The organism is Pseudomonas sp. RL_105y_Pfl2_101, assembly GCF_963970585.1.
Classification (GTDB): Bacteria; Pseudomonadota; Gammaproteobacteria; order Pseudomonadales; family Pseudomonadaceae; genus Aquipseudomonas.
Genome location: NZ_CAXAPG010000001.1, coordinates 178,863 through 201,657, shown reverse-complemented (window position 1 = coordinate 201,657; position 22,795 = coordinate 178,863). Strand labels below are relative to the sequence as shown.

20 protein-coding genes are annotated in these 22,795 nt (G+C 62.3%); 14 read left to right on the top strand and 6 right to left on the bottom strand.

The features are described from left to right. Positions 1-118 precede the first annotated feature (118 nt). Positions 119-1,333: a phosphoserine phosphatase SerB gene (serB, locus tag AACY31_RS00890; RefSeq protein ID WP_339478337.1), complete on the top strand. Its 1,215-nt coding sequence runs from the start codon at positions 119-121 to the stop codon at positions 1,331-1,333. Positions 1,334-1,431: 98 nt separating this feature from the next. Here the strand turns inward: serB and AACY31_RS00885 are convergent, their stop codons facing one another. The 4 genes from AACY31_RS00885 to AACY31_RS00870 all read right to left on the bottom strand — a co-directional run bounded on the left by AACY31_RS00885 (position 1,432) and on the right by AACY31_RS00870 (position 6,694). After that, positions 1,432-3,192, bottom strand: a complete 1,761-nt coding sequence (locus AACY31_RS00885) for a molecular chaperone (RefSeq protein WP_339478339.1) — start codon at positions 3,190-3,192, stop codon at positions 1,432-1,434. Positions 3,193-3,417: 225 nt separating this feature from the next. Next, on the bottom strand, positions 3,418-4,278 hold the full coding sequence (asd, locus tag AACY31_RS00880) for an archaetidylserine decarboxylase (protein ID WP_339478341.1): 861 nt from the start codon (positions 4,276-4,278) through the stop codon (positions 3,418-3,420). Between the two features lie 19 nt (positions 4,279-4,297). Then, positions 4,298-5,113: a rhodanese-like domain-containing protein gene (locus tag AACY31_RS00875; RefSeq protein ID WP_339478342.1), complete on the bottom strand. Its 816-nt coding sequence runs from the start codon at positions 5,111-5,113 to the stop codon at positions 4,298-4,300. Between the two features lie 42 nt (positions 5,114-5,155). Beyond that, the gene (locus tag AACY31_RS00870; RefSeq protein ID WP_339503666.1) at positions 5,156-6,694 is read right to left on the bottom strand and encodes an HDOD domain-containing protein; all 1,539 of its coding nucleotides are present in this window, start codon (positions 6,692-6,694) and stop codon (positions 5,156-5,158) included. Between the two features lie 166 nt (positions 6,695-6,860). Between AACY31_RS00870 and motA the strand changes: the two genes are divergently transcribed. Next, a complete protein-coding gene (gene motA, locus AACY31_RS00865; protein WP_339478345.1) occupies positions 6,861-7,712 on the top strand; it encodes a flagellar motor stator protein MotA in 852 nt (283 codons plus the stop codon). A 3-nt stretch (positions 7,713-7,715) separates the two neighbouring features. After that, a complete protein-coding gene (gene motB / locus AACY31_RS00860) occupies positions 7,716-8,747 on the top strand; it encodes a flagellar motor protein MotB (RefSeq protein ID WP_339478346.1) in 1,032 nt (343 codons plus the stop codon). A gap of 74 nt (positions 8,748-8,821) precedes the next feature. On the opposite strand, the gene rsgA is transcribed toward motB, so the two are convergent. Continuing rightward, the gene (gene rsgA, locus AACY31_RS00855) at positions 8,822-9,853 is read right to left on the bottom strand and encodes a small ribosomal subunit biogenesis GTPase RsgA (RefSeq protein ID WP_339478347.1); all 1,032 of its coding nucleotides are present in this window, start codon (positions 9,851-9,853) and stop codon (positions 8,822-8,824) included. A gap of 109 nt (positions 9,854-9,962) precedes the next feature. On the opposite strand from rsgA, the gene orn reads away from it, so the two are divergent. Both orn and AACY31_RS00845 read left to right on the top strand, forming a co-directional pair. Then, positions 9,963-10,505, top strand: a complete 543-nt coding sequence (gene orn, locus AACY31_RS00850) for an oligoribonuclease (RefSeq protein ID WP_339478348.1) — start codon at positions 9,963-9,965, stop codon at positions 10,503-10,505. A 239-nt stretch (positions 10,506-10,744) separates the two neighbouring features. Then, positions 10,745-11,359, top strand: coding sequence for a trimeric intracellular cation channel family protein (locus AACY31_RS00845; protein WP_204126993.1), 615 nt, complete (start codon positions 10,745-10,747; stop codon positions 11,357-11,359). Here the strand turns inward: AACY31_RS00845 and queG are convergent. Further along, on the bottom strand, positions 11,341-12,420 hold the full coding sequence (queG, locus tag AACY31_RS00840) for a tRNA epoxyqueuosine(34) reductase QueG (protein ID WP_339478349.1): 1,080 nt from the start codon (positions 12,418-12,420) through the stop codon (positions 11,341-11,343). The genes AACY31_RS00845 and queG overlap by 19 nt on opposite strands. 63 nt (positions 12,421-12,483) lie before the next feature. On the opposite strand from queG, the gene AACY31_RS00835 reads away from it, so the two are divergent. The 9 genes from AACY31_RS00835 to hflC all read left to right on the top strand — a co-directional run bounded on the left by AACY31_RS00835 (position 12,484) and on the right by hflC (position 22,546). Continuing rightward, entirely contained in the window at positions 12,484-13,983 is a 1,500-nt protein-coding gene (locus tag AACY31_RS00835; protein WP_339503664.1) for an NAD(P)H-hydrate dehydratase, read from the top strand. Continuing rightward, positions 13,971-14,438, top strand: a complete 468-nt coding sequence (gene tsaE / locus AACY31_RS00830) for a tRNA (adenosine(37)-N6)-threonylcarbamoyltransferase complex ATPase subunit type 1 TsaE (RefSeq protein ID WP_339478352.1) — start codon at positions 13,971-13,973, stop codon at positions 14,436-14,438. The genes AACY31_RS00835 and tsaE overlap by 13 nt, the downstream gene beginning before the upstream one ends. A gap of 3 nt (positions 14,439-14,441) precedes the next feature. Continuing rightward, positions 14,442-15,872 carry an N-acetylmuramoyl-L-alanine amidase gene (locus AACY31_RS00825; RefSeq protein ID WP_339478354.1) on the top strand — a complete coding sequence of 477 codons (1,431 nt, stop codon included), beginning with the start codon at positions 14,442-14,444 and terminating at the stop codon, positions 15,870-15,872. Then, positions 15,869-17,782: a DNA mismatch repair endonuclease MutL gene (gene mutL, locus AACY31_RS00820; protein WP_339478356.1), complete on the top strand. Its 1,914-nt coding sequence runs from the start codon at positions 15,869-15,871 to the stop codon at positions 17,780-17,782. The genes AACY31_RS00825 and mutL overlap by 4 nt, the downstream gene beginning before the upstream one ends. Next, positions 17,782-18,753, top strand: coding sequence for a tRNA (adenosine(37)-N6)-dimethylallyltransferase MiaA (gene miaA, locus AACY31_RS00815; RefSeq protein WP_339478358.1), 972 nt, complete (start codon positions 17,782-17,784; stop codon positions 18,751-18,753). The genes mutL and miaA overlap by 1 nt, the downstream gene beginning before the upstream one ends. A 91-nt stretch (positions 18,754-18,844) precedes the next feature. Continuing rightward, positions 18,845-19,105, top strand: coding sequence for an RNA chaperone Hfq (gene hfq / locus AACY31_RS00810; protein ID WP_003186419.1), 261 nt, complete (start codon positions 18,845-18,847; stop codon positions 19,103-19,105). A 12-nt stretch (positions 19,106-19,117) separates the two neighbouring features. Next, positions 19,118-20,419: a ribosome rescue GTPase HflX gene (gene hflX / locus AACY31_RS00805; RefSeq protein WP_339478361.1), complete on the top strand. Its 1,302-nt coding sequence runs from the start codon at positions 19,118-19,120 to the stop codon at positions 20,417-20,419. Positions 20,420-20,504: 85 nt separating this feature from the next. Then, entirely contained in the window at positions 20,505-21,677 is a 1,173-nt protein-coding gene (hflK, locus tag AACY31_RS00800; RefSeq protein WP_339478363.1) for an FtsH protease activity modulator HflK, read from the top strand. Continuing rightward, positions 21,677-22,546: a protease modulator HflC gene (gene hflC / locus AACY31_RS00795; RefSeq protein WP_339478365.1), complete on the top strand. Its 870-nt coding sequence runs from the start codon at positions 21,677-21,679 to the stop codon at positions 22,544-22,546. Before hflK ends, hflC begins: the two co-directional genes overlap by 1 nt. The last annotated feature ends 249 nt before the right edge of the window (positions 22,547-22,795 follow it).

Genomic DNA, 22,795 nt, shown 5'->3' with positions numbered 1-22,795 from the left:
GTCCGTGAAATTGACGCGCAGTATAGCGACAGCCCCATGACCGGCAAAGCGCTGGCGGTGCCCGATGGTCACTGAATGTGGGTAGAATGCGGTTTTTTTCCACCTGCGGGGGTGCGCCTTGCGCGAAATCGTCCTGATAAACATCACTGGCAGCGACCGTCCGGGTCTGACTGCGGCCATTACCGGCGTTCTGGCCCAGGGTGGTGTGAACATTCTCGACATCGGTCAGGCGGTGATCCATGACACGTTGTCGTTCGGCATCCTGGTTGAAATCCCGGACGCCGAACAAGGCAAGTCGGTGCTCAAGGACATCCTGTTCACCGCTTACAAGCTTGACCAACAGGTGCGCTTCACCCCGGTGTCCGAGGACGATTACCAGCATTGGGTGGCCGGCCAGGGCAAGAAGCGCCACATCGTTACCCTGCTGACCCGCAAGGTTACCGCCGAGCAGTTGCAGCGTGTCAGCTCGATCACCGCCAAATATGACCTGAACATCGATCACATCGACCGCCTGTCCGGGCGCATGCCGCTGGACACTCCGGATGACAAAGGCAAGGGCTGCATCGAGTTTTCGGTGCGCGGCGAGCCGGCCGATCCCCAGGCGTTACGTGCCGAGTTCCTCAGCGTGGCCCAGGAACTGAACGTCGACATCGCCTTCCAGGAGGATTCGCTGTTCCGTCGTAACCGCCGCCTGGCGGTATTCGACATGGACTCGACGCTGATCGAAGCCGAAGTCATCGACGAACTGGCGAAGGCAGCCGGCGTGGGCGACAAGGTCTCGGCCATCACCGAGCGCGCCATGGCTGGCGAATTGGATTTTCGCGCCAGCTTCAAGGAGCGCCTGGCGCTGCTCAAGGGGTTGGACGTCAGCGTGCTGGACTCCATTGGCGCTTCCCTGCGTCTGACCGAAGGCGCCGAGACGCTGTTCGCCGAACTCAAGCGCCTGGGCTACAAGACCGCCATTCTGTCCGGCGGCTTCACCTACTTCGCCAAGCAGTTGCAAGCCAAGCTCGGCATCGACTATGTGTTCGCCAACGAACTGGAAGTGGTGGACGGCAAGGTGACCGGCGTGGCCGTCGAGCCGATCGTCGATGCCCAGCGCAAGGCGGACCTGCTGCGTGAATTGGCTGAAAAAGAAGGCCTGCGCCTGGAACAGACCATCGCCGTGGGCGACGGTGCCAACGATTTGCCGATGCTGGCGATAGCGGGCCTGGGCGTGGCGTTTCGCGCCAAGCCGCTGGTCAAGCAGTCGGCCAGGCAGGCGATTTCAACCTTGGGGCTCGACGGGGTGTTGTACCTGCTGGGCTTCAGGGATCGTGACGGGCAGCTCTGAGTCTGTCGCAATCTTTTGTGGCGAGGGGATCTAGTTGTGGGAGCAGGCTTTGCTCCCACAGAGAATTCTCTTTTCACAAAGGGTTACGCGTTGGCTGTTTAAAGCGACTTCCACAACGAATCAAAATCCCCTTCTTGCTCGTCGCCATCCCCGTGGGTGGCTGAGTCTTCCTGATGATAAGCAAACTGGTTGAAGCTGTGGGTGCTGGTGACCCGGCGGTCCAGACCGGCGCGGCGTTCCTGGCCGTTGGTATTGATCAACACCCGCTGGCCCTCCTGGAAGGGCAGGCGCGGGGCGATCATGGTAGGGGGGAGGTCAATGGCGCTGATCTCGGGGAGTAGCAGCCCGCGCAGGTAGTGACCGTGCTCATTTTCTTCCCGGACCAGTTGCAGCCCGCAAGGCTGGGCATGTGGTGCGACCAGCTCGATGCCCATTTGCATGGCGCCGTTGCGCACTTGCCGGATCCAGCGCACCACGGCAACGCTCCAGGCTTGGTCGCTGGTGTCCCGAATGCCGATCATTTCCCCGGCTTGCAACTGTTCCGGCACCTCCTTGGGCCAGCCGAGGCAGTAGCCGCCAGGGCTGTGGTTGATGATCGGCAGGTCGTAGGTGGGGAAGTGATGCTGGTTGTCGGAGTGGCTGCCGTCGTCGTCGCTCGGGTTGACCGGGTACTCGATTTCTTCGTAGGGCAGTAGGTCGCTGTCGCCAGCAGGGGCGGCATCGAAGGCCTGGTCCCAGGCGTCGTTTGTCTTGCTCGACGAGGCTTCGAAGCGGGCCTTGCGGGGGGCGGGGCTTTTCAGTATTTCGTTGAAAGAGCGCTCGCCGCCGAGGTAGTAGTGCAGTGCACTCATGCCCACGCACAGCGTCAGCGTGCCGTTACCCTCGGTGCGCTGGAAACTGCGTTCCGCCGCTTCGCCCCAGGCGGCTTGCAGGTGATGCAAGGTGTCGACGCTCATACCACCGGGTATCGGCAGGCTTTGCTCGGCAGGTTTTTCCAGGTGCGTGGCGATTGCGCGCACCAAGGGCTGTGGATCGAAGCCCTGCAAGGTTGGCTGTTGTTCGGCGCGGAACTTGGAGCGGTAGCGTGGCCCCACGTCCAGTTGCGGAGCGAGCGCGAACAGGCTGGCCGCTCTGCTGGCGGGTTCCAGCTTGACCCACTGGCTCCAGGCTTCGAGCGCTTCGGTCAGTCGCCCGATTTGGCTCTGGCGCAGCTGATTGCTGCGTGACGCCCCCAGCAGCAGGGCGACGACATAGGTCTGCTCGGCGGTCAATTGATGAACCTGGCTGGCCAGTTCGTCACTCACGCTCAGGTGCTGTAACCGGTGCAGGCAGGCGATCTGGTACAGCTGATGCAAATCGAGCCACAGCCCCTCAGGCACTGGGCTGTACAACTGACTGGCACGCAGCAGCGGGCCATTGAGGGCATGCATCGCCCGTTGCAGCGCGGTGCTCAGCAGGCGGGCCCGGTCCTTGGTGTATTTAGGTGTAATACGCGCCACGATCTGTTTGTAGCCCATCGCCAGCTGAGTTTGCAGCGCCTGGCAGAGGTTGACGATTTTGCGCGAGCGTTCATCCAGCACGATGGCCTGTTGCAGGAAGTGCCGTTCCAGGTGCTTGCAGACGTAATACACCTCGGGCCGCAGCAGCTCGAGCAGTTGCAGGCGATTGTCGCTGGGCGTGAGCAGTTGGTTGAGTTCACCAAGGGCTTGGTACAAAAGACGGGCTGTTTCGCCGATGTTGGCCTTGGGCAGGTCGGCAATCCAGCGCTTGAGGTCGCGCGGCGTGGCTTCACAGAACGACAAGCGTGATTGCGTCGGGGTCAGGACGCGCAATAGCTGGAGAGGGCTGGTCTCATTCATGCCGTGTACGGGCTCCGGCGGGAAATGAACGTGATGTTTCCAACTCTAGCAGCTGACAGGCCGGTGTGTTGCCCTGAATGTGCTGTGGGAGCAAAGCTTGCTCGCGATGCAGGCGCCGCGGTTTCTTTTGGACCGCGTCATCGTTCATCGCGGGCAAGCCTTGCTCTCACAATCCTACTTCCGCAGGCCTGTCTCTACAGGCCTGGTTCAAGGGGCGGGCGTGAATCAGGCTTTTGGCAGTGCCAGGCCCTGGCCCATCTGCACTGGCGAACCGGCCACCAGGCCTTCGACCCATTTCACCTGGTCCGGCCCGAACAGCACGATGGCCGTCGAACCCAGCTTGAAGCGCCCCAGTTCGGCGCCTTTTTCCAGATGAATCGGCGCGCGGGCGGCTTCGTCATAACGGAAGGTTTTCAGCTGGCGCTTGGGTGGCGTCACCAGCCCGGCCCAGACGGTTTCGATGGACGCTACGATCATCGCACCCACCAGTACCACGGCCATCGGCCCACGTTCGGTGTCGAAAATGCACGCCACGCGCTCGTTGCGGGCGAACAGCTCCGGAACGTTTTCGGCGGTGCTCTGGTTGACCGAGAAAATCCGCCCAGGGATGTAGACCATCTCCCGCAGGGTGCCGGCCAGCGGCATGTGCACGCGGTGGTAGTCCTTGGGGGACAGATAGATGGTGGCGAAATCGCCGCCCATGAACGGCGCCGCGTTGGTCGCGTCACCACCCAGCAGTTCCAGCACGCTGAAGCTGTGGCCCTTGGCCTGGAATACCCGGCCGTGCTCGATCGGGCCGAGCTGGCTGACGGCGCCGTCGGCGGGGCTGAGGATCGCGCCTGGGGTGTCGTCCAGCGGACGTGCGCCGTCTTTCAGGGCGCGGGTGAAGAAGGCGTTGAAGTGCTCGTAGGCAGTCAGGTCTTCCACCAGGGCCTGGGACATGTCCACTTGGTAGCGCTTGGCAAACCACGCGGTAAAGGCGTTCTTGAACCATCGCACGCGGCATTCGGCAATGCAGCCGGCCAGCCGCGACAGCAGGTGGTGGGGCAGCAGGTATTGAGTGAGGATGAACAAACGGTTTTTCATTAACTGTCCTTAAGAACCTTCAAAGCTCGATGGGTGTGTCGGGGTGGTTGCCCCATTCGCCCCAGGAACCGGCATAGCCTTTGACCCGTGGATAACCGAGCGCCTTGGCCACCAGGTAGGTGAAGCCGGAGCGGTGGTGAGTTTGGCAGTGGGTGATGATTTCTTTGTCAGGCGTGATGCCCAATTGTTCGAGGATTTGCGGCATGTCTTTGCGGATGCGCAGGTTGCGCGATTGGTCCATGCCGGCAGTCCATTCGAAATTGACCGCCCCGGGAATGTGCCCGCCTCGGGCTGCGACGACTTTCGCGCCGGAATATTCCAGCGGGCCGCGAGCGTCCCAAATCGCCAGGTCGGCGGCACCGAGCCGGCTTTGCAGGTACTCGCGGGTGGCGGTGGGCGCTTCGTGCAGCGTCAGGCTGACCGGGCCTGCGACGGGCACAGGCGCTTCGACGGACACCGGCAGGCCTTCGTCCAGCCACGACAGCAGGCCGCCGTCGAGGTAGTGGTAGTTCGAGTGGCCGATCACGTCCAGCAGCCAGATAAACCGCCCGGCCCAGCCGCCGCCTTCATCGTCATAGACCACGTAGACCGCATCCGGGTTGTGCCCGAGCTCGCCGAACAGTGCTTGCAGGTCGGCTTTGGCCGGCAGCAGGCCCGGCGCCGGCGGGTGGCCGAGCTGGGTGCGCTTGGGATCGACGAAGCGTGCGCCGGGGATATGGCCGGTGCTGTAGCGGGCGGCGCTGGTCAGGTCCACCAGAATCAGCTCGCGGGCATCGAGGCGCGGTAGCAGTTCGCTCGGCTCGATCACCAGCGGCAAGCCAGAGAAGTCAGGCATGTGAGGTCTCCAGGGGCGCAAAGGGAAAGGATTGTAGCAAGTTCAGCGGCCGCGGTTGGTAAAGGTATGCAGGGCCCTTTCGATGCATTGCACGGTTTTGCCGAAGGCTTGCACGGTCACGTCCGAGAACGGCCCACCGCCCTGGTCCACCACCACCAGCATGATCACTCGGCCATTACAGGTCAGGGAGCGCAGCAGCAGGTGCTCACCCCGGAACAGGGTGCGCAGGCCCGGTGGCAGTAGTGCCGAAAACTGCGCGTTGTTGTCCGGGTTCAGGCGAACCTGGGCCTGCTGAGCCAGCAAGCGCTGCACTATTTTTCTCTGGTTGATGGTAAAGCTCATGGCCGCGGCTTCTTTGGGCAGGCCGGCGGTCTGATGTACGCGCACGCTGGTCTGGTTGCGGTCGGCCATCAAAATCATCACTCGACGCATGCCGCAGGCCGCCAACACGTCACGTGCCGAGGTGGTCAGGTGCATGGCATTGCTGAAGGGGCTCGGCTCCACTAGCAGTGCGGAACATTGTTTGCGCCACTGGCTCAGGTCCTCGGCGCTGGGTGGCGGAGGCGGTAGCAAGCCGGGGTGGATGCGTCGGCAGCCCCAGGGCCAGAGCAACGCCACGGCCGGATGCCAGAGGTCTGGCATGGCGTCATGACGGGCGCTCGTGACGGCTTGTTGGTGCAGTTGTTGTTGGAGCTCATCCATCGGCATCTGCAGATACAAACTGGTGAGGTATTGCCAGCGGGCACTGTGGGGGGTGTCCCAGGCCTGTTGTGCTGAAAGTGCCAGGCCGTTGGCCAGCAACACAGTATTGGCCGGTTGATTGAGCCAGCGTCGCAGGGTTGGGTCGTCGTCTAGGCGATTCCGCTGGCGCAGCGGGTGCTCGCTGTCCCGGGCGATGCGCAGAACCTGCACCAGCTCGCGGCGTTCATTGAGCAGTAGGCGATAACCCTGCATCACCCAGATCGGCAGGCGCCAGGTCTCCACCAGCGCCAGGCAGATTTTCATTAGGCTGACGCCGAACAATTCGCGCTCTACCTTGCGCGCAGGCTCGCCTTTGTGGACGACTCGCAATTCCCATTCCCCCAGCAACCGCGGGTGAGTCAGGGCCAGTGGCCACAGCGGCGAGAGAAACAACAGGCTGCCCCAGTGTATGTCCTGCCACAGCCGCGCCAGGCGGCTGGCAAAAAAGCCATTGGCCTGTTGCGTGGCGTGCTGGCTGATCAATTGCAGTTGGCGCAAGGCGATGGGGATTTCGTGGCCCGGCAACGACGGCAGGCGAGCGAGCAGTTCCTCGGTACGCTTGAGACCGAGGCGGTTGATGGCCACTTCGAGGTTTTCCGCAGGTTCGGCGAGGCTGCCATGGGTGTGATGGTTGGCCTCGCGGATGACGCTCAGGGCCAGGGCGGGGCTGTCCTGCATCAGTTCGGCGATGTCTCGCAACGAGCGGCGGCTGTCGGCAATGGCCTTGCAGACCAGGTCATGGCTGGCCTGGGGCACCGGTAGGTGCACGCCATCGAGCAACTTCACCCAGCCTTCGAGGGTGGTCGGTCGTGGCGTTGGAACCTTCGTTTTGTTAGTCATGGCTGGACGTGATCATCGTATGAATTCTCTACGCCCGGAACGGGGCAAATTGGCTTTTCGCCAGAACAGCCTATAGTCTGGCGCAGTTTTGCCGATAAGGAGAAGAAGAGATTTTTCAGCTTCCGAATATGACCTTGAACCCGACTTAAGTAAGTACTTTCTATCTATGGCTAAAATTATCGGCATCATCGTCGTGTTCGCGAGCGTGCTTGGCGGATACGTGCTCTCCCATGGCAAGATTGCCGCCCTGGTCCAGCCTTTCGAGGTGTTGATCATCGGTGGTGCGGCCCTTGGCGCATTCTTGCAGGCCAACCCCGGCTACATGACGATGCATGTGCTCAAGAAATCCCTGGGCATGTTCAGCTCGCGTTTCAGCCACACCTTCTACCTCGAGGTGCTGGGCCTGATCTACGAGATCCTCAACAAAAGCCGCCGTGAAGGCATGATGGCGATCGAGGGCGATATCGAAGACGCTGCCGCCAGCCCGATCTTCGCCAAGTACCCTGCGGTACTCAAGGACGCTCGCATGACGGCGTTCATCTGTGATTACTTGCGCATCATGTCGTCCGGTAACATGGCGCCCCATGAACTCGAAGGCCTGTTCGACATGGAGCTGTACAGCCTCAAGGAAGATCTGGAGCACCCGTCCCACGCGGTCAACGGCATTGCCGACGGCATGCCTGGCTTCGGTATCGTCGCGGCGGTATTGGGGATCGTGGTGACCATGGCATCCTTGGGAGAAGGTGATCAGGCCTCCATCGGTCTGCACGTGGGTGCGGCATTGGTAGGTACTTTCTTCGGTATTCTGGCTGCGTACGGTTTCTTCGGCCCGCTGGCCCATTCCCTGGCCCATGATGCCAAGGAAGAACTCAACGTCTATGAGTCCATCAAGGCGTCCCTGGTGGCCTCGGCCTCGGGCATGCCGCCATCGCTGGCGGTGGAGTTCGGTCGCAAGGTCCTGTACCCAGCGCACCGTCCAAGCTTTGCCGAGCTGGAACAAGCGGTTCGCGGTCGTTAAACCATGGAAAATAACCAGCCGATTATTGTAAAACGCGTCAAGCGCATTGCCGGGGGGCATCACGGGGGCGCCTGGAAAATCGCCTTCGCCGACTTTGCGACGGCAATGATGGCGTTCTTCCTGGTGCTGTGGCTGCTGTCTACGGCAACCCCGGAACAGAAGATCGCCATCGCCGGTTACTTCAAGGACCCGGTCGGTTTTACGGAAAGCGGCACGCCGTACATCATCGATCTGGGCGGCTCACCGACCCTGGCGCCGGACACGACCCTCAACCCCGAAGTCAAATCCGAGCCCCAGCCCGACAAGGTGACGGTGGATTCCGAACAGGTCGAAGGCATGGCCGAGCAGATCGAGCGCGAGCGCCTGGAGCTGTTGTTGCAGGAGTTGCAGAACAAGGTCGAAGAAAATCCTGAGCTGCAGAAGTTCAAGGACCAGATCCTGTTCGAGATCACGCCGAACGGCTTGCGCATCCAGATCATGGACGCCGAGAACCGGCCGATGTTCGACTCCGGCAGTGCGCGCCTGAAGCCTTATTTCGAAGACATTCTGCTGGCCATGGCCGATACCATCAAGGCGGTGCCGAACAAGATCAGTGTCAGCGGTCATACCGATGCCAAGCCCTTCATTGGCAACGGTGACTTCGGTAACTGGGAGCTTTCAGCCAACCGCGCCAACGCGGCACGCCGCGCCTTGGTGGCGGGCAGTTACCCGGACGAGCAGGTGGCAAGGGTGGTCGGTTATGCGTCTTCAGCGTTGTTCGACCGCGCGGATCCGTTCAACCCGGTCAACCGGCGTATCGATATCGTGGTGTTGACCAGGAAGGCCCAGCAGGCCATCGAAGGTTCGCAAGCCGATGATCTGGCGCCGGATCCGGCCCAGGGCGCACCGGGTGAAGTGCCGGCGACGCCTGGCGCTGCGGCGGACCCGAATGCCTTGCCGGCGGATCAGCAACCCGTACCGGCCCATGAGCTGCGCGAACGCCTGAACCTGTTCGACGACGTTGCGCCGAAACCGGCCGAGCCACCGGCGCAATGACCTAAGAGCCGATACAGACCTGTGGGAGCAAGCTTTGCTCCCACAGGTCCTCTCGACTCACATTCCTTTTAGAATCAGTAACTGCTTTCCGGCAGGCTGGCGATGATCGAGCGGTAGCTGTTCATCCTTTGCTGATGCACGCGGCCTTCTTCCAAGGCCATGAGCAGCGCGCAACCGGGTTCGCGGTCGTGCTTGCAGTCGCGGAAGCGGCAGGTGCCGATCAGCTCGTTGAACTCGATGAACCCGGCTTCGACGTCGGCCCGGCTGACGTGGCCCAGGCCGAATTCGCGGATGCCCGGTGAGTCGATCAATTCACCGCCGCCGGGAAAGTGGAACAGTCGCGCGGTGGTGGTGGTGTGGGTGCCCTGGCCGGACAGCTCGGACAACGGCCCGACGCGCGTCTCGACGTCCGGCAGCAGGCTGTTGACCAGCGATGACTTGCCGACGCCGGACTGGCCGACGAACACACTGATGTGCCCGTCCAGTTGTTGTTGCAATTGTTCCATGCCGTTACCGTGGTGGGCCGAGACTTCCAGCACCGGGTAACCCAAATCCCGATAGACCGACAGCAGGGCGTTCAGCGCCGGGGCGTTGTGCTCGTCGATCAGGTCGAATTTGTTGAGCAGCAACAGCGGGCGGATGCCGGCGTGCTCGGCGGCCACAAGGTAGCGGTCGATCAGGTTGGCGTGGGGTTCGGGCAGCGGGGCGAACACGATGACAATCATGTCGACATTGGCGGCAACGGGCTTGAGCTGTCCCCGACTGTCCGGACGGCACAGCTCGGTGTGGCGCGGCAATTGCGCGACGATCACGCCAATGCCCTGGTTGCCGGCACGCCAGACGACTTGGTCGCCCGTCACCAGCGCCGGCAGGTTGGCGCGCAAGTGGCAGCGGAACACCTGGCCGGCCAGTTCGCCTTCCCGGGCCTCGACCTCGACCTGTACGCCGAAGTGGGCGATGACCAGGCCGGTCTGTTCAGGGCCCAGGTCACCACCCTCCAGGGCTTCGACAGCGCTGGATTCGCGTTTGGCGGCGCGGGCGGCGCGCTCGCCCTGGATCTTTTCGATGCGCCAGTTTTGACGACGATTGAGTTGGCGTTTGGCCATGGGTGTTCCGTATGAAGAAATGCAGCGAATAGGGTAAAACGGCCGCGAGTTTAGCACGCCCAAGGGGCGGCCTAGGCTAAACTGCGTGGCTACGCCGAGGAGCTTCCCTATGCAAAACCCGCAGAATCTGATCTGGATCGACCTGGAAATGACCGGTCTGAACCCGGACACCGACGTCATCATCGAAATGGCCACCATCGTCACCGACAGTGATCTCAACACCTTGGCCGAAGGCCCGGTGATCGCGATCCATCACAGCGACGAGATCCTGGCCGGCATGGACGAGTGGAACACTCGCCAGCACGGCGGCTCGGGCCTGACCCAGCGGGTGCGCGAGAGCAAGATCAGCATGGCCGAGGCCGAGGTCCAGACCCTCGCCTTCCTGGAGCAGTGGGTGCCCAAGGGCAAGTCGCCGATCTGCGGCAACAGCATCTGCCAGGACCGTCGCTTCCTGTACACCCACATGAAATCCCTGGAAAGCTACTTCCACTACCGCAACCTGGACGTCTCCACCCTAAAGGAGCTGGCCGCCCGCTGGGCACCGCAAGTACGCGACAGCTTTCAGAAAGGCGGCAGCCACCTGGCCCTGGACGATATCCGCGAGTCCATTGCCGAGTTGCAACATTACCGTAAGCACTTCATCAAGTTCTGATTCCAGCGCACGGCATTCTTGTAGCGCGTGGGATTTGAGGGAGCAAAGTTTGTGGGAGCAAAGCTTGCTCGCGAAACAGGTGACTCGGTCTCTGAAGGACCGCACCGCCTTCATCGTGGGCAAGCCTTGCTCCCACAGATCTCCTGAGCACAGATTCCTTGTTTGGCATGGTCGAGGACTGCCCCCTTTTGGTGCCTGCCCGAAATGGCTAGACTGCGCGCCTTCTCGTAAGGACCGCCATCATGTTGCTGATGCTCTATCTGATCGCCATCACCGCTGAAGCCATGACTGGCGCCTTGTCTGCCGGGCGCAGGGGCATGGACTGGTTCGGTGTGGTGCTGATCGCGTGTGTCACCGCGCTGGGTGGCGGTTCGGTGCGTGACGTGCTGCTCGGTCATTACCCGCTGACGTGGGTCAAGCACCCCGAATACCTGGTGCTGACCACTGCCGCCGCGATGTTGACGGTGTTCCTGGCGCGCTGGATGCGCCACCTGCGCTCGTTGTTCCTGGTGCTCGACGCCGTGGGTTTGGTGGCGTTCACCTTGATTGGTTGCATGACGGCCCTGGAAATGGGGCATGGGATGCTGGTGGCGTCGGTCAGCGGGGTCATCACTGGGGTGTTCGGCGGCATTCTGCGAGACATCTTCTGCAACGATATTCCGCTGATCTTCCGTCGCGAGCTCTACGCCAGCGTTTCGTTTGCCGCAGCATGGTGTTATCTGCTGTGCGTCTTCCTGCAACTACCGAGCGAACAGGCGATCCTCATTACCTTGTTCGGCGGTTTCCTGCTGCGGCTCCTGGCGATTCGTTTTCACTGGGAAATGCCGAAGTTCGTCTACAACGACGAGGTTTGACGCTCGGCATGTTGGCGCAGGGCCCACGCCACGTGCTCGCGCACCAGCTCTGACGGGTAGTCGCGCCGCGCCTCCAGCGCTTGCAGCACGGGAATCGTAGATGGCGCATTGCCCAGGCCCACCGCCAGGTTGCGCAGCCAGCGCTCGTAGCCGGCGCGGCGCAGGGGGGAGCCTTCGGTGCTGCTCAGGAAAGTCGCCTCGTCCCACATGAACAGCTCGGCCAGCCCGGCGTTGTCCAGGTTGTGCCGCGGCTTGAAGTCGCTTTCCCCGGACGGCCGGGCAAAGCGGTTCCATGGACAGACGATCTGGCAGTCATCGCAGCCAAACACCCGGTTGCCGATCAACGGCCGCAGCTCCTCGGGGATGGCGCTTTTCAGCTCGATGGTCAGGTAGGAAATGCAGCGGCGGGCATCGAGTACGTAGGGTCCGACGAAGGCATTGGTAGGGCAGATGTCCAGGCACGCGGTGCATTTTCCGCAATGTTCGCTGGCATGGGGCGGGTCCACCGGCAGCGGAAGGTCGACAAACAGCTCGCTCAGGAAGAAATAGCTGCCGGCCTTGCGGTTCAATACCAGGGTGTTTTTACCGATCCAGCCCAGGCCGGCTTGTTCGGCGATGGCTTTTTCCAGGACTGGCGCGCTGTCGACGAAGGCGCGATAACCGAAGGGACCGATGACCGCCTGAATTTTTTCTGCCAGTTGCTGCACACGTTTACGGATCAATTTGTGGTAGTCGCGGCCCAATGCATAACGCGAGACGTAGGCTTTTTCCGGTTGGCCGAGCATCTGGGCCATGTGCGTATCGCCTGACAGGTAGTCCATGCGCAGGGAAACCACCCGCAGCGTACCCGGCACCAGTTCCTCGGGGTGCGAACGTTTGCTGCCGTGGGCGCCCATGTAGTCCATTTCGCCGTGGTAGCCGGCATCGAGCCAGCGTTGCAGGTGTTGTTCATGCTCGGCGAGGTCCAGGCCGCTGATGCCGACCTGCTGGAAGCCCAGCTCACGGCCCCATTCCTTGATGGATTGGGCTAGGGCGGGGAGGTCTGTGGGAATGGCAGGCATGAGGCGAGAGAAACCAGAGCTGAGATGCGTATAATTCTGCCAGACATCGGAGCCCGAAGACGCATGCCGCACACTAAAGATGATTTTCCCGACGCGCTGTACAGCGCCGCGCAGGTCCGGGCCCTCGACGCGCAACTGATCGCGGCCGGCACCACCGGTTTCGAATTGATGCAGCGCGCCGCCCGCGCCACCTGGCGAGCGATCGTACGGCGCTGGCCTGACGTCCACGAACTGACGGTGCTGGCCGGGCATGGCAATAACGCTGGCGATGGCTACCTGGTCGCGACCCTGGCCCGGCGCGCCGGCTGGTCGGTGCGGGTGCTGACAGTGGGCGAACCCCGGCGATTGCAGGGGGACGCCGCCAATGCCCATGCCGAGGCTGTGGCGGTGGGCGTGCCGATGGAGCCGTGGTCGGATGAGGCAGCGTTGCGCGGCGTGTTGCTGGATGCGCTGCTCGGCACGGGCTTGGAGGGTGATGTGCGCGAGCCTTATGTGCGGGCTATCGATACGATCAATGTCAGCGGTCTGCCGGTCACGGCGGTGGATATTCCCTCGGGGTTGTGCGCCGATACCGGCCGGGTGCTAGGCACGGCGGTGGTGGCCGACCTCACCGTGACCTTCATTGGCTTGAAGCTGGGCCTGTTTACCGGCGAAGCGGCGGATCGGGTCGGTGCACTGGTGTTCAACGACCTGCACGCCGATCCCGATATTGTTGATGCGGCACCGGCCAGTGCCCGATTGCTCTCACCCCATAATCTGCCACGTCTGACGCCTCGCTTCGCCACGTCCCACAAAGGCAAGTTCGGTCATGTGCTGTTGATCGGTGGCGACCGAGGCTTTGGCGGTGCGATCCAGATGAGCGCCGAAAGCGCCCTGCGCTGCGGCGCGGGGATGGTTTCGATGGCGACCCGCAGCGAGCACGTATCCGCCGCGCTGACGCGTTTGCCGGAAGTGATGGTGCAAGGCACCCATTCGGCAAACCAATTGATGGGCTTGCTCCAGCAGGCCAGCGTGCTGGTGGTCGGGCCGGGCCTGGGCCGGGCCGCGTGGGGGTGTAGTCTGTTGTCGGCGGCAGCCAATGCGCCGCTGCCGCAAGTGTGGGATGCCGATGCGCTGAACCTGCTGAGCAGTGGCGATGTCCGCTTGCCTGAGCAGTGTGTCATCACCCCGCACCCGGGCGAGGCGGCGCGATTGTTGGCGCTATCCACCGCTCAGGTGCAGGCCGACCGTCCGGCGGCGGCCCGTGCACTGAGCCAGAAATACACCGCTACGGTGATCCTCAAGGGCGCCGGCAGCCTGATTGCCAGCCCGGACGGTCGCCTGGCGGTTTGCAGTCAGGGCCATCCGGCCATGGCCACGGCCGGTCTGGGGGATGTACTGGCCGGTGTGGTCGGCGCCTTGCTGGCTCAAGGCATGGAGGGTTTCGAGGCCGCGTGCCTGGCGGTCTGGCTGCATGCCAGTGCCGGTGCCCAGGTCGCTCGCTCGGGACGGGGGTTGGCGGCAACCGATCTGATCCCGGCCATTCGTCAGTTGTTGGAGGAGCATTCACCGTGTCTGAAGTAACCCTGTACGTGGCGGACGAACACGCCATGACACAAATTGGCGGCCGCATCGCGCAGATTACCGCGGGCCATGGCCTGATTTTTCTTGAAGGCGACCTCGGCGCGGGGAAAACCACCTTGTCTCGTGGCATTATTCGCGGTCTCGGCCATGTCGGCTCCGTCAAGAGCCCCACGTTCACCTTGGTCGAGCCCTACGAGATCGACGACATTCGCGCCTTCCATTTCGACCTGTATCGACTAGTGGATCCTGAAGAGCTGGAATTCCTCGGTATCCGCGATTATTTCGAAGATGACGCCTTGTGCCTGATCGAATGGCCCCAGAAGGGTGCAGGCTTTTTGCCAAAGCCTGACCTGACCATTACCATTGGCGCGCAGGGCGGCGGGCGTTCGCTGAAACTGACGCCGCAAGGCTCGCGTGGCGAGTCGTGGTGTGCCGCTTTGGCATTGGAAAACTAATTGATGATGGGGTTTTGTATGCGCTTTCGCGCGGTGGTTGCTGTCGTAGGACTGTTGCTTACGGCACTGGCCGTCGATGCTGTGGCCGAGACAAAGGTCAACAGCGTTCGCCTTTGGCGAGCGCCGGACAATACACGGCTGGTGTTCGACCTGACGGGGCCGGTGCAGCACAGCGTATTCACCCTGACCGCCCCGGATCGCCTGGTGATCGACATCAATGGGGCGACCCTGGGCACGCCATTGAATGTGGCGACCGCCAACACGCCGATTACCGCGATACGCTCGGCCCAACGGACGCCGACCGACCTGCGGGTGGTCATCGACCTGAAAAAAGCCGTGACCCCGAAAAGCTTCACCCTGACCCCCAATGCCCAGTACGGCAACCGGCTGGTGGTGGACCTGTTCGATAACCCGGCCGACGCCGACCCACCGCCACCGCCGCCAACCAAGGTCGCCACGGTGCCAGCGGTGCCGGTGACCCCGACCGCGCCGACGCTCAAGCTGCCACCGGCCCCGACCGGCAAGCGCGACATCATCGTGGTGATTGACGCCGGTCACGGGGGCGAAGACCCAGGAGCCTCGGGTTCTCGCGGGCAGCGTGAAAAAGACGTGGTGCTGTCCATCGCTCGGGAATTGCAGCGCCAGGTCAACGGCATGAAAGGCTTCCGTGCCGAACTGACCCGTACCGGAGACTACTTCATTCCCTTGCGTGGGCGTACCGTAATCGCCCGCAAGAAAGGCGCCGATCTGTTCGTCTCCATCCACGCCGACGCCGCGCCTTCGGCGGCTGCGTTCGGGGCCTCGGTGTTTGCCCTGTCCGACCGTGGCGCGACTTCCGAGACCGCCCGTTGGCTGGCGGATACCGAAAACCGTTCCGACCTGATCGGCGGTGCCGGCAACGTCAGTCTCGACGACAAGGACCGCATGCTCGCCGGTGTGCTACTCGATTTGTCGATGACGGCCTCGTTGACTTCCAGCCTGAACGTCGGCCAGAAAGTCCTGAGCAACATTGGTCGCGTCACGCCGCTGCACAAACGGCGCGTCGAGCAGGCCGGATTCATGGTGCTCAAGTCGCCGGATATCCCGTCGATCCTGGTGGAAACCGGCTTCATCTCCAACGCCAATGAGGCCTCCAAGCTGTCGTCCTCCAGTCATCAGCAGGCGCTGGCCCGTTCCATCAGCAGCGGCGTGCGGCAGTTCTTCCAGCAGAATCCTCCGCCAGGCACCTACATCGCCTGGCTGCGCGACTCTGGCAAGATCGCCCAGGGCCCGCGGGACCATCGGGTCAATCCCGGCGAAACCCTGGCGATGATCGCCGTGCGTTACCAAGTGTCGCCCGCGACCTTGCGCAGCGCCAACAACCTCAAGAGCGACGAGCTCAAGATCGGCCAGACCCTGACCATTCCCGCCAATGACGTGGCGGTCCAGCGATGAGTGAGGAAGTGATCGGCAGCAACGCTCGCATCGAACTGCTCAGCCCCCGGCTGGCGAACCAGATCGCCGCCGGTGAAGTGGTCGAGCGCCCGGCGTCGGTCATCAAGGAGCTGCTGGAAAACAGCCTTGACTCCGGGGCCAGGCGCATCGATGTGGATGTCGAGCAGGGCGGCGTCAAGCTGCTGCGGGTACGCGATGACGGTGGCGGTATTTCTTCCGACGACCTGCCGCTGGCCCTGGCGCGTCACGCCACCAGCAAGATCCGCGACCTGGAAGACCTCGAGCGGGTCATGAGCCTGGGGTTTCGGGGCGAGGCGCTGGCGTCCATCAGTTCGGTGTCGCGCCTGACGCTCACTTCCCGCACCCGCGACGCCGAGCAGGCCTGGCAGGTCGAGACCGAGGGTCGGGACATGGCCTCTCACGTGCAGCCTGCGGCCCATCCGGTGGGCACCTCGGTGGAAGTGCGCGACCTGTTCTTCAATACCCCGGCCCGGCGCAAGTTCCTCAAGGCCGAGAAGACTGAATTCGATCATCTGCAAGAAGTCATCAAGCGCCTGGCCCTGGCGCGTTTTGACGTGGCGTTCCATTTGCGCCACAACGGCAAGACCATCCTCAGCCTGCACGAGGCCCACGATGATGCGGCCCGCGCCCGCCGTGTCGGCGCGGTGTGCGGTGCAGGTTTCCTGGAGCAGGCATTGCCCATCGAGGTGGAACGCAATGGCCTGCACCTGTGGGGTTGGGTCGGGTTGCCGACCTTTTCCCGCAGCCAGGCGGACTTGCAGTATTTCTACGTGAACGGTCGGGCGGTGCGCGACAAGCTGGTGGCCCACGCGGTGCGCCAGGCGTATCGCGATGTGCTGTTCAATGGCCGGCACCCGACCTTCGTGCTGTTTTTCGAAGTCGATCCGGCCGTGGTGGACGTCAACGTCCACCCGACCAAGCATGAGGTGCGTTTCCGCGACGGGCGCATGGTCCACGATTTCCTCTACGGCACCCTGCACCGCGCCTTGGGCGATGTGCGCCCGGAAGACCAACTGGCGGCTCCGGCGGCGGTGGGCGGCATGGTCCGGCCAACGGGGCTGGACGCTGGCGAATTCGGGCCGCAAGGCGAAATGCGCCTGGCGGCCAATGCACTGCTGGAACAACCCCAGCCTCAGCCGAGCTACAACACGGCCGGGAGTGGTGCCGGTAGCGGCTATCAGTATCAATACACCCCGCGCCCGCAATCCAGCGTGCCGGCAGCCGAGGCTCAGGCGGCCTATCGCGAGTTCTTCAAACCGTTGCCGGAAGCCGGAGCGGCGGCGATGCCTGACGGCCAAGGCGATATCCCGCCGCTGGGTTATGCCCTGGCGCAACTCAAAGGCATTTATATTCTCTCGGAAAATGCCCAAGGCCTGGTCCTGGTGGACATGCACGCCGCCCATGAACGGATCATGTATGAACGCCTGAAAATCGCCATGGCCAGCGAAGGCTTGAGCGGCCAGCCGCTGTTGGTGCCTGAGTCCCTGGCCGTCAGCCAGCGCGAAGCCGATTGCGCCGAAGAGCATGTGGCCTGGTTCCAGCGCCTGGGCTTCGAGTTGCAACGGCTGGGCCCGGAAACCCTGGCGATCCGTCAGATTCCGGCCTTGTTGAAGCAGGCCGAAGCCAATCGCCTGGTCAGCGACGTGCTGGCTGATCTGATGGAATACGGCACCAGCGACCGCATCCAGGCGCACCTGAACGAACTGCTCGGCACCATGGCCTGCCACGGCGCGATCCGCGCCAACCGGCGCCTGGCCCTACCGGAAATGAACGGCCTGCTGCGGGACATGGAAAACACCGAACGCAGCGGTCAATGCAACCATGGCCGGCCGACCTGGACCCAATTGGGCCTGGACGATCTGGACAAACTGTTCCTGCGCGGTCGCTGATGAGCCCGTTGCCACCCGCGATTTTCCTGATGGGGCCAACCGCCGCCGGCAAGACCGACCTGGCCATCGAATTGACCAAGGTCCTGCCCTGCGAGTTGATCAGCGTCGATTCGGCCCTGGTCTACCGGGGCATGGACATCGGCACCGCCAAGCCGTCGAAAGAACTGTTGGCCGAATTTCCCCATCGTCTGATCGACATCCTCGACCCGGCCGAGGCTTATTCGGCAGCCGATTTCCGGCGTGACGCGCTCCAGGCCATGGCCGAGATCACGGCGCGGGGCAAGATCCCGCTGCTGGTGGGCGGCACGATGCTGTACTACAAGGCCTTGGTCGAGGGGCTGGCGGACATGCCAGCGGCCGATCCCGAGGTGCGCGCGCAGATCGAAGAAGAGGCCGCGCGCCTTGGCTGGCAAGCCCTGCACGAGCAATTGGCGGTCATCGATCCGGAGTCGGCGGCGCGTATTCACCCCAATGACCCGCAGCGGCTCAGTCGGGCTCTGGAGGTTTATCGGGTCAGCGGCCAGAGCATGACGGTCCTGCGCCAGCGACAATCTGCGCAAAGTACTGAAGCAGCCGCTTCGGGACTGCAACAATTGCCCTATACTGTCGCGAACCTGGCCATCGCTCCGGCGAACCGGCAAGTGCTGCATCGGCGAATTGAACAAAGATTCACATTAATGTTGGAACAGGGGTTCATAGACGAGGTCGTAGCCCTGCGTGAGCGAAGTGACCTGCATGCCGGGTTGCCGTCTATACGTGCGGTAGGTTATCGACAAGTCTGGGATTACCTGGACGGCAAGCTGACGTCAGCCGAGATGCAGGAGCGTGGGATCATTGCCACGCGCCAATTGGCGAAACGCCAGTTCACCTGGCTGCGCAGCTGGACTGACCTGCATTGGCTCGACAGTCTCGATTGCGACAATCTGCCACGCGCCTTGAAATACCTTGGGACCATCTCCATATTGAGCTGAGTCCTTGCAATTGCCGTCTATCCTTGGGGGTGTGACGGCCCAAGCCATCTGATTCCGATTTTTATTATTGATCCTTAAAGGAGTGCGGCACATGTCAAAAGGGCATTCGCTACAAGACCCTTACTTGAACACTTTACGTAAAGAAAAAGTTGGGGTGTCCATCTATCTGGTCAACGGGATCAAACTGCAAGGCACGATCGAGTCTTTCGACCAGTTCGTCATCCTTCTGAAAAACACCGTCAGCCAGATGGTCTACAAGCACGCGATCTCGACAGTCGTGCCAGTTCGTCCAATTCGTCTGCCTAGCGCAACCGAATCCGAAGGCGGTGACGCTGAACCGGGTAACGCCTGATAGGAGCCTCCTTTGTTCTTTGAGCGCCACGGTGGTGGTGAACGGGCCATTCTCGTTCACTTGGATGGACAGGACCCTGAGGCGCGCGAAGATCCGCAGGAGTTTCAGGAATTGGCACTTTCGGCTGGCGCCGAGACCGTCGCGTTTTTCAACGTGCCGCGTCATCGGCCAACCGCCAAGTTCCTGATCGGCAGTGGCAAGGTCGAGGAGTTGCGCGACCTGGTCAAGGCCGAACAGGTCGATCTGGTGATTTTCAATCACATCCTCACGCCCAGTCAGGAGCGTAACCTCGAACGTGTCTTCGAGTGTCGCGTGATCGACCGTACGGGGCTGATTCTCGATATTTTCGCCCAGCGCGCCCGTACCCATGAAGGCAAGCTCCAGGTCGAACTGGCCCAGCTTGAGCACATGAGTACGCGGCTGGTTCGCGGCTGGACTCACCTTGAGCGGCAGAAAGGCGGTATCGGCCTGCGCGGCCCGGGTGAAACCCAGCTGGAAACCGACCGGCGCCTGTTGCGGGTGCGCCTGCGTCAGATCAAGGGGCGGCTGGAAAAGGTCCGCAGCCAGCGCGAGCAGTCGCGACGCGGCCGCAAGCGCGCGGACATCCCGACGGTTTCATTGGTCGGTTATACCAACGCCGGCAAATCGACCCTGTTCAATAACGTCACCCAATCCGACGTCTATGCCGCCGACCAGTTGTTCGCCACGCTCGACCCGACCCTGCGCCGGCTCGACCTGGACGACCTCGGGCCGATCGTGCTGGCCGACACCGTGGGCTTCATCCGTCACCTGCCGCATAAGCTGGTCGAGGCTTTTCGAGCTACGCTCGAAGAGTCGAGCAATTCCGATCTGCTGCTGCACGTGATCGATGCCGCCGAACCTGACCGGATGCTGCAGATCGAGCAGGTGATGGTGGTGCTGGGCGAGATCGGGGCCCAGGACTTGCCGATCCTCGAGGTATACAACAAACTCGATTTGCTCGAAGGCGTGGAGCCGCAGATCCAGCGCGATGCCGACGGCAAACCGCAACGGGTCTGGCTGTCGGCCCGTGATGGCACCGGCCTCGACCTGCTCAAGCAGGCTGTGGCCGAGCTGTTGGGCAACGATCTGTTTGTCGGCACCTTGAAGTTGCCGCAACGTTTCGCCCGGTTGCGTGCGCAGTTTTTCGAGCTGGGGGCGGTGCAAAAAGAAGAACACGACGACGAAGGCGTCTGCCTATTGGCTGTTCGCCTGCCTCGGTCGGAGCTCAACCGGCTGGTCAGCCGGGAAGGGCTGCGGCCGATGGAGTTCATCGAACAACACACTTTGCAATAAAAGCCTGAGAAAGCTGTGTCAGGCATTCTGTAGCATTGGTCGGCGCGCCGTGGGTGCGTCTTTGCTTTATCAGATGGAGAGCGCTATGGCTTGGAATGAGCCGGGTGGCAACTCGAATAATCAGGATCCTTGGGGTGGCAAGCGTCGTAACAACGGCGACCGCAAGGGGCCGCCGGATCTCGACGAGGCCTTCCGAAAGCTGCAGGAAAGCCTGAACGGTTTGTTCGGTGGTGGTAAAAAACGCGGTGACGATGGTGGCGGTCGTCCGGGCAAGGGCGGCGGTTTCGGCCTGCTCGGCATCGGTCTGGTCGTGCTGGCGGCTGTCTGGTTGTACAGCGCGGTCTATGTCGTGGACGAGCAGGAGCAGGCCGTGGTGCTTCGCTTCGGCAAGTACTACGAGACGGTTGGGCCGGGCCTGAATATCTATTTCCCGCCGATCGACCAGAAGTACCTGGAAAACGTCACGCGTGAGCGGGCGTACACCAAGCAGGGCCAGATGCTGACCGAAGACGAGAACATCGTCGAAGTGCCGCTGACCGTGCAATACAAGATCACCAACCTGCAGGACTTCGTGCTGAACGTCGACCAGCCGGAAATCAGCCTGCAGCACGCGACCGAAAGTGCCTTGCGCCATGTGGTGGGTTCCACTGCCATGGACCAGGTGCTGACCGAAGGTCGTGAGCTGATGGCCAGCGAAATCAAGGAGCGCCTGCAGCGGTTCCTCGATACCTACCGCACGGGTATCGCCGTCACCCAGGTCAACGTCCAGAGCGCGGCAGCCCCGCGTGAGGTCCAGGAAGCCTTCGACGACGTGATCCGGGCCCGTGAAGACGAGCAGCGTTCGCGTAACCAGGCCGAAACCTATGCAAACGGCGTTGTGCCGGAAGCCCGTGGTCAGGCCCAGCGCATCATCGAGGATGCCAATGGTTACCGTGACGAGGTGGTCTCCCGTGCCAAGGGTGAGGCTGACCGCTTCACCAAGCTGGTAGCCGAGTATCGCAAGGCTCCAGAAGTCACCCGCGAGCGCCTGTACCTGGACACCATGCAGGAAGTCTTCAGCAACACCAGCAAGGTCCTCGTGACCGGCAACAAGAACGGCCAGAGCAATCTGCTGTACCTGCCGCTGGACAAGATGGTGGAGAGCGGGCGCAGCACCAGCAAGCCTGCGAGCAGCTCGGCAGCCGCCAGCAATGAAGCCAATGCCCGTGCGGCGGCGGACCTGCAGCAACAGCAAGCACGTACCAGGGAGAGTCGCTGATGAGCAATAAATCGCTGATCGCCCTTATTGTCGGTGTCGTCGTGGCGATCGCTGCCTGGAACTGCTTCTACATCGTGGCTCAGACCGAGCGTGCGGTGTTGCTGCAGTTTGGTCGCGTGGTCCAGGCTGATGTCCAGCCAGGGCTGCATGTGAAAGTGCCGTACGTCAACAAGGTGCGTAAGTTCGACGGTCGCCTGATGACGCTGGATGCACCGACGCAACGCTTCCTGACGCTGGAAAAGAAAGCCGTGATGGTAGACGCCTACGCCAAGTGGCGGGTGAAGGACGCAGAGCGCTTCTACACCGCGACCTCCGGTCTCAAGCAGATCGCCGACGAGCGTTTGTCCCGTCGTCTGGAGTCGGGCCTGCGTGACCAGTTCGGTAAGCGTACGCTGCATGAAGTCGTGTCCGGTGAGCGTGATGCGCTTATGGCCGACATCACCCGTTCGCTGAATGCGATGGCGGAAAAGGAGCTGGGTATCGAAGTGGTCGATGTCCGGGTCAAGGCCATCGACCTGCCGAAGGAAGTGAACCGCAGCGTGTTCGAGCGGATGAGCACCGAGCGTGAGCGTGAAGCCCGCGAGCACCGCGCCAAGGGTAACGAGCTGGCCGAGGGCATCCGTGCCGACGCCGATCGTCAACGCCGTGTGCTGCTGGCCGAAGCCTATCGTGAATCGGAAGAGGTCCGTGGTGATGGTGATGCCGAGGCCGCTTCGATCTACTCCAAGGCTTATGGTCAGGATCAGGAGTTCTACGCGTTCTACCGTAGCCTGCGTGCTTACCGTGAAAGCTTCGCGAGCAAATCTGACGTTCTGGTCCTGGACCCAAGCAGCGACTTCTTCCACTACCTGGAAAAGTCCAAGCCTTGATGCGACGTTGACCTGAGACGCTCCGCCCGGCGCCTAAAGCGTCGGGCGGGGTGATCCTTTGGGAAAACGTGTGTATGATGCGGCAGCCGGGAAATTCCCGGCTTTTTTGCGTCTGCACGTTCGATTGCGGTTCATAGGTGCAGGCGTCGGGTTGAACGACTCGACAGGTTTTTCGAGGGAAGTGCTGGGCGAGGCCGATTGCGGGCCATTCGTCACGTCGCTCTTGCGCGTTTTTTGCCCATGATGCGC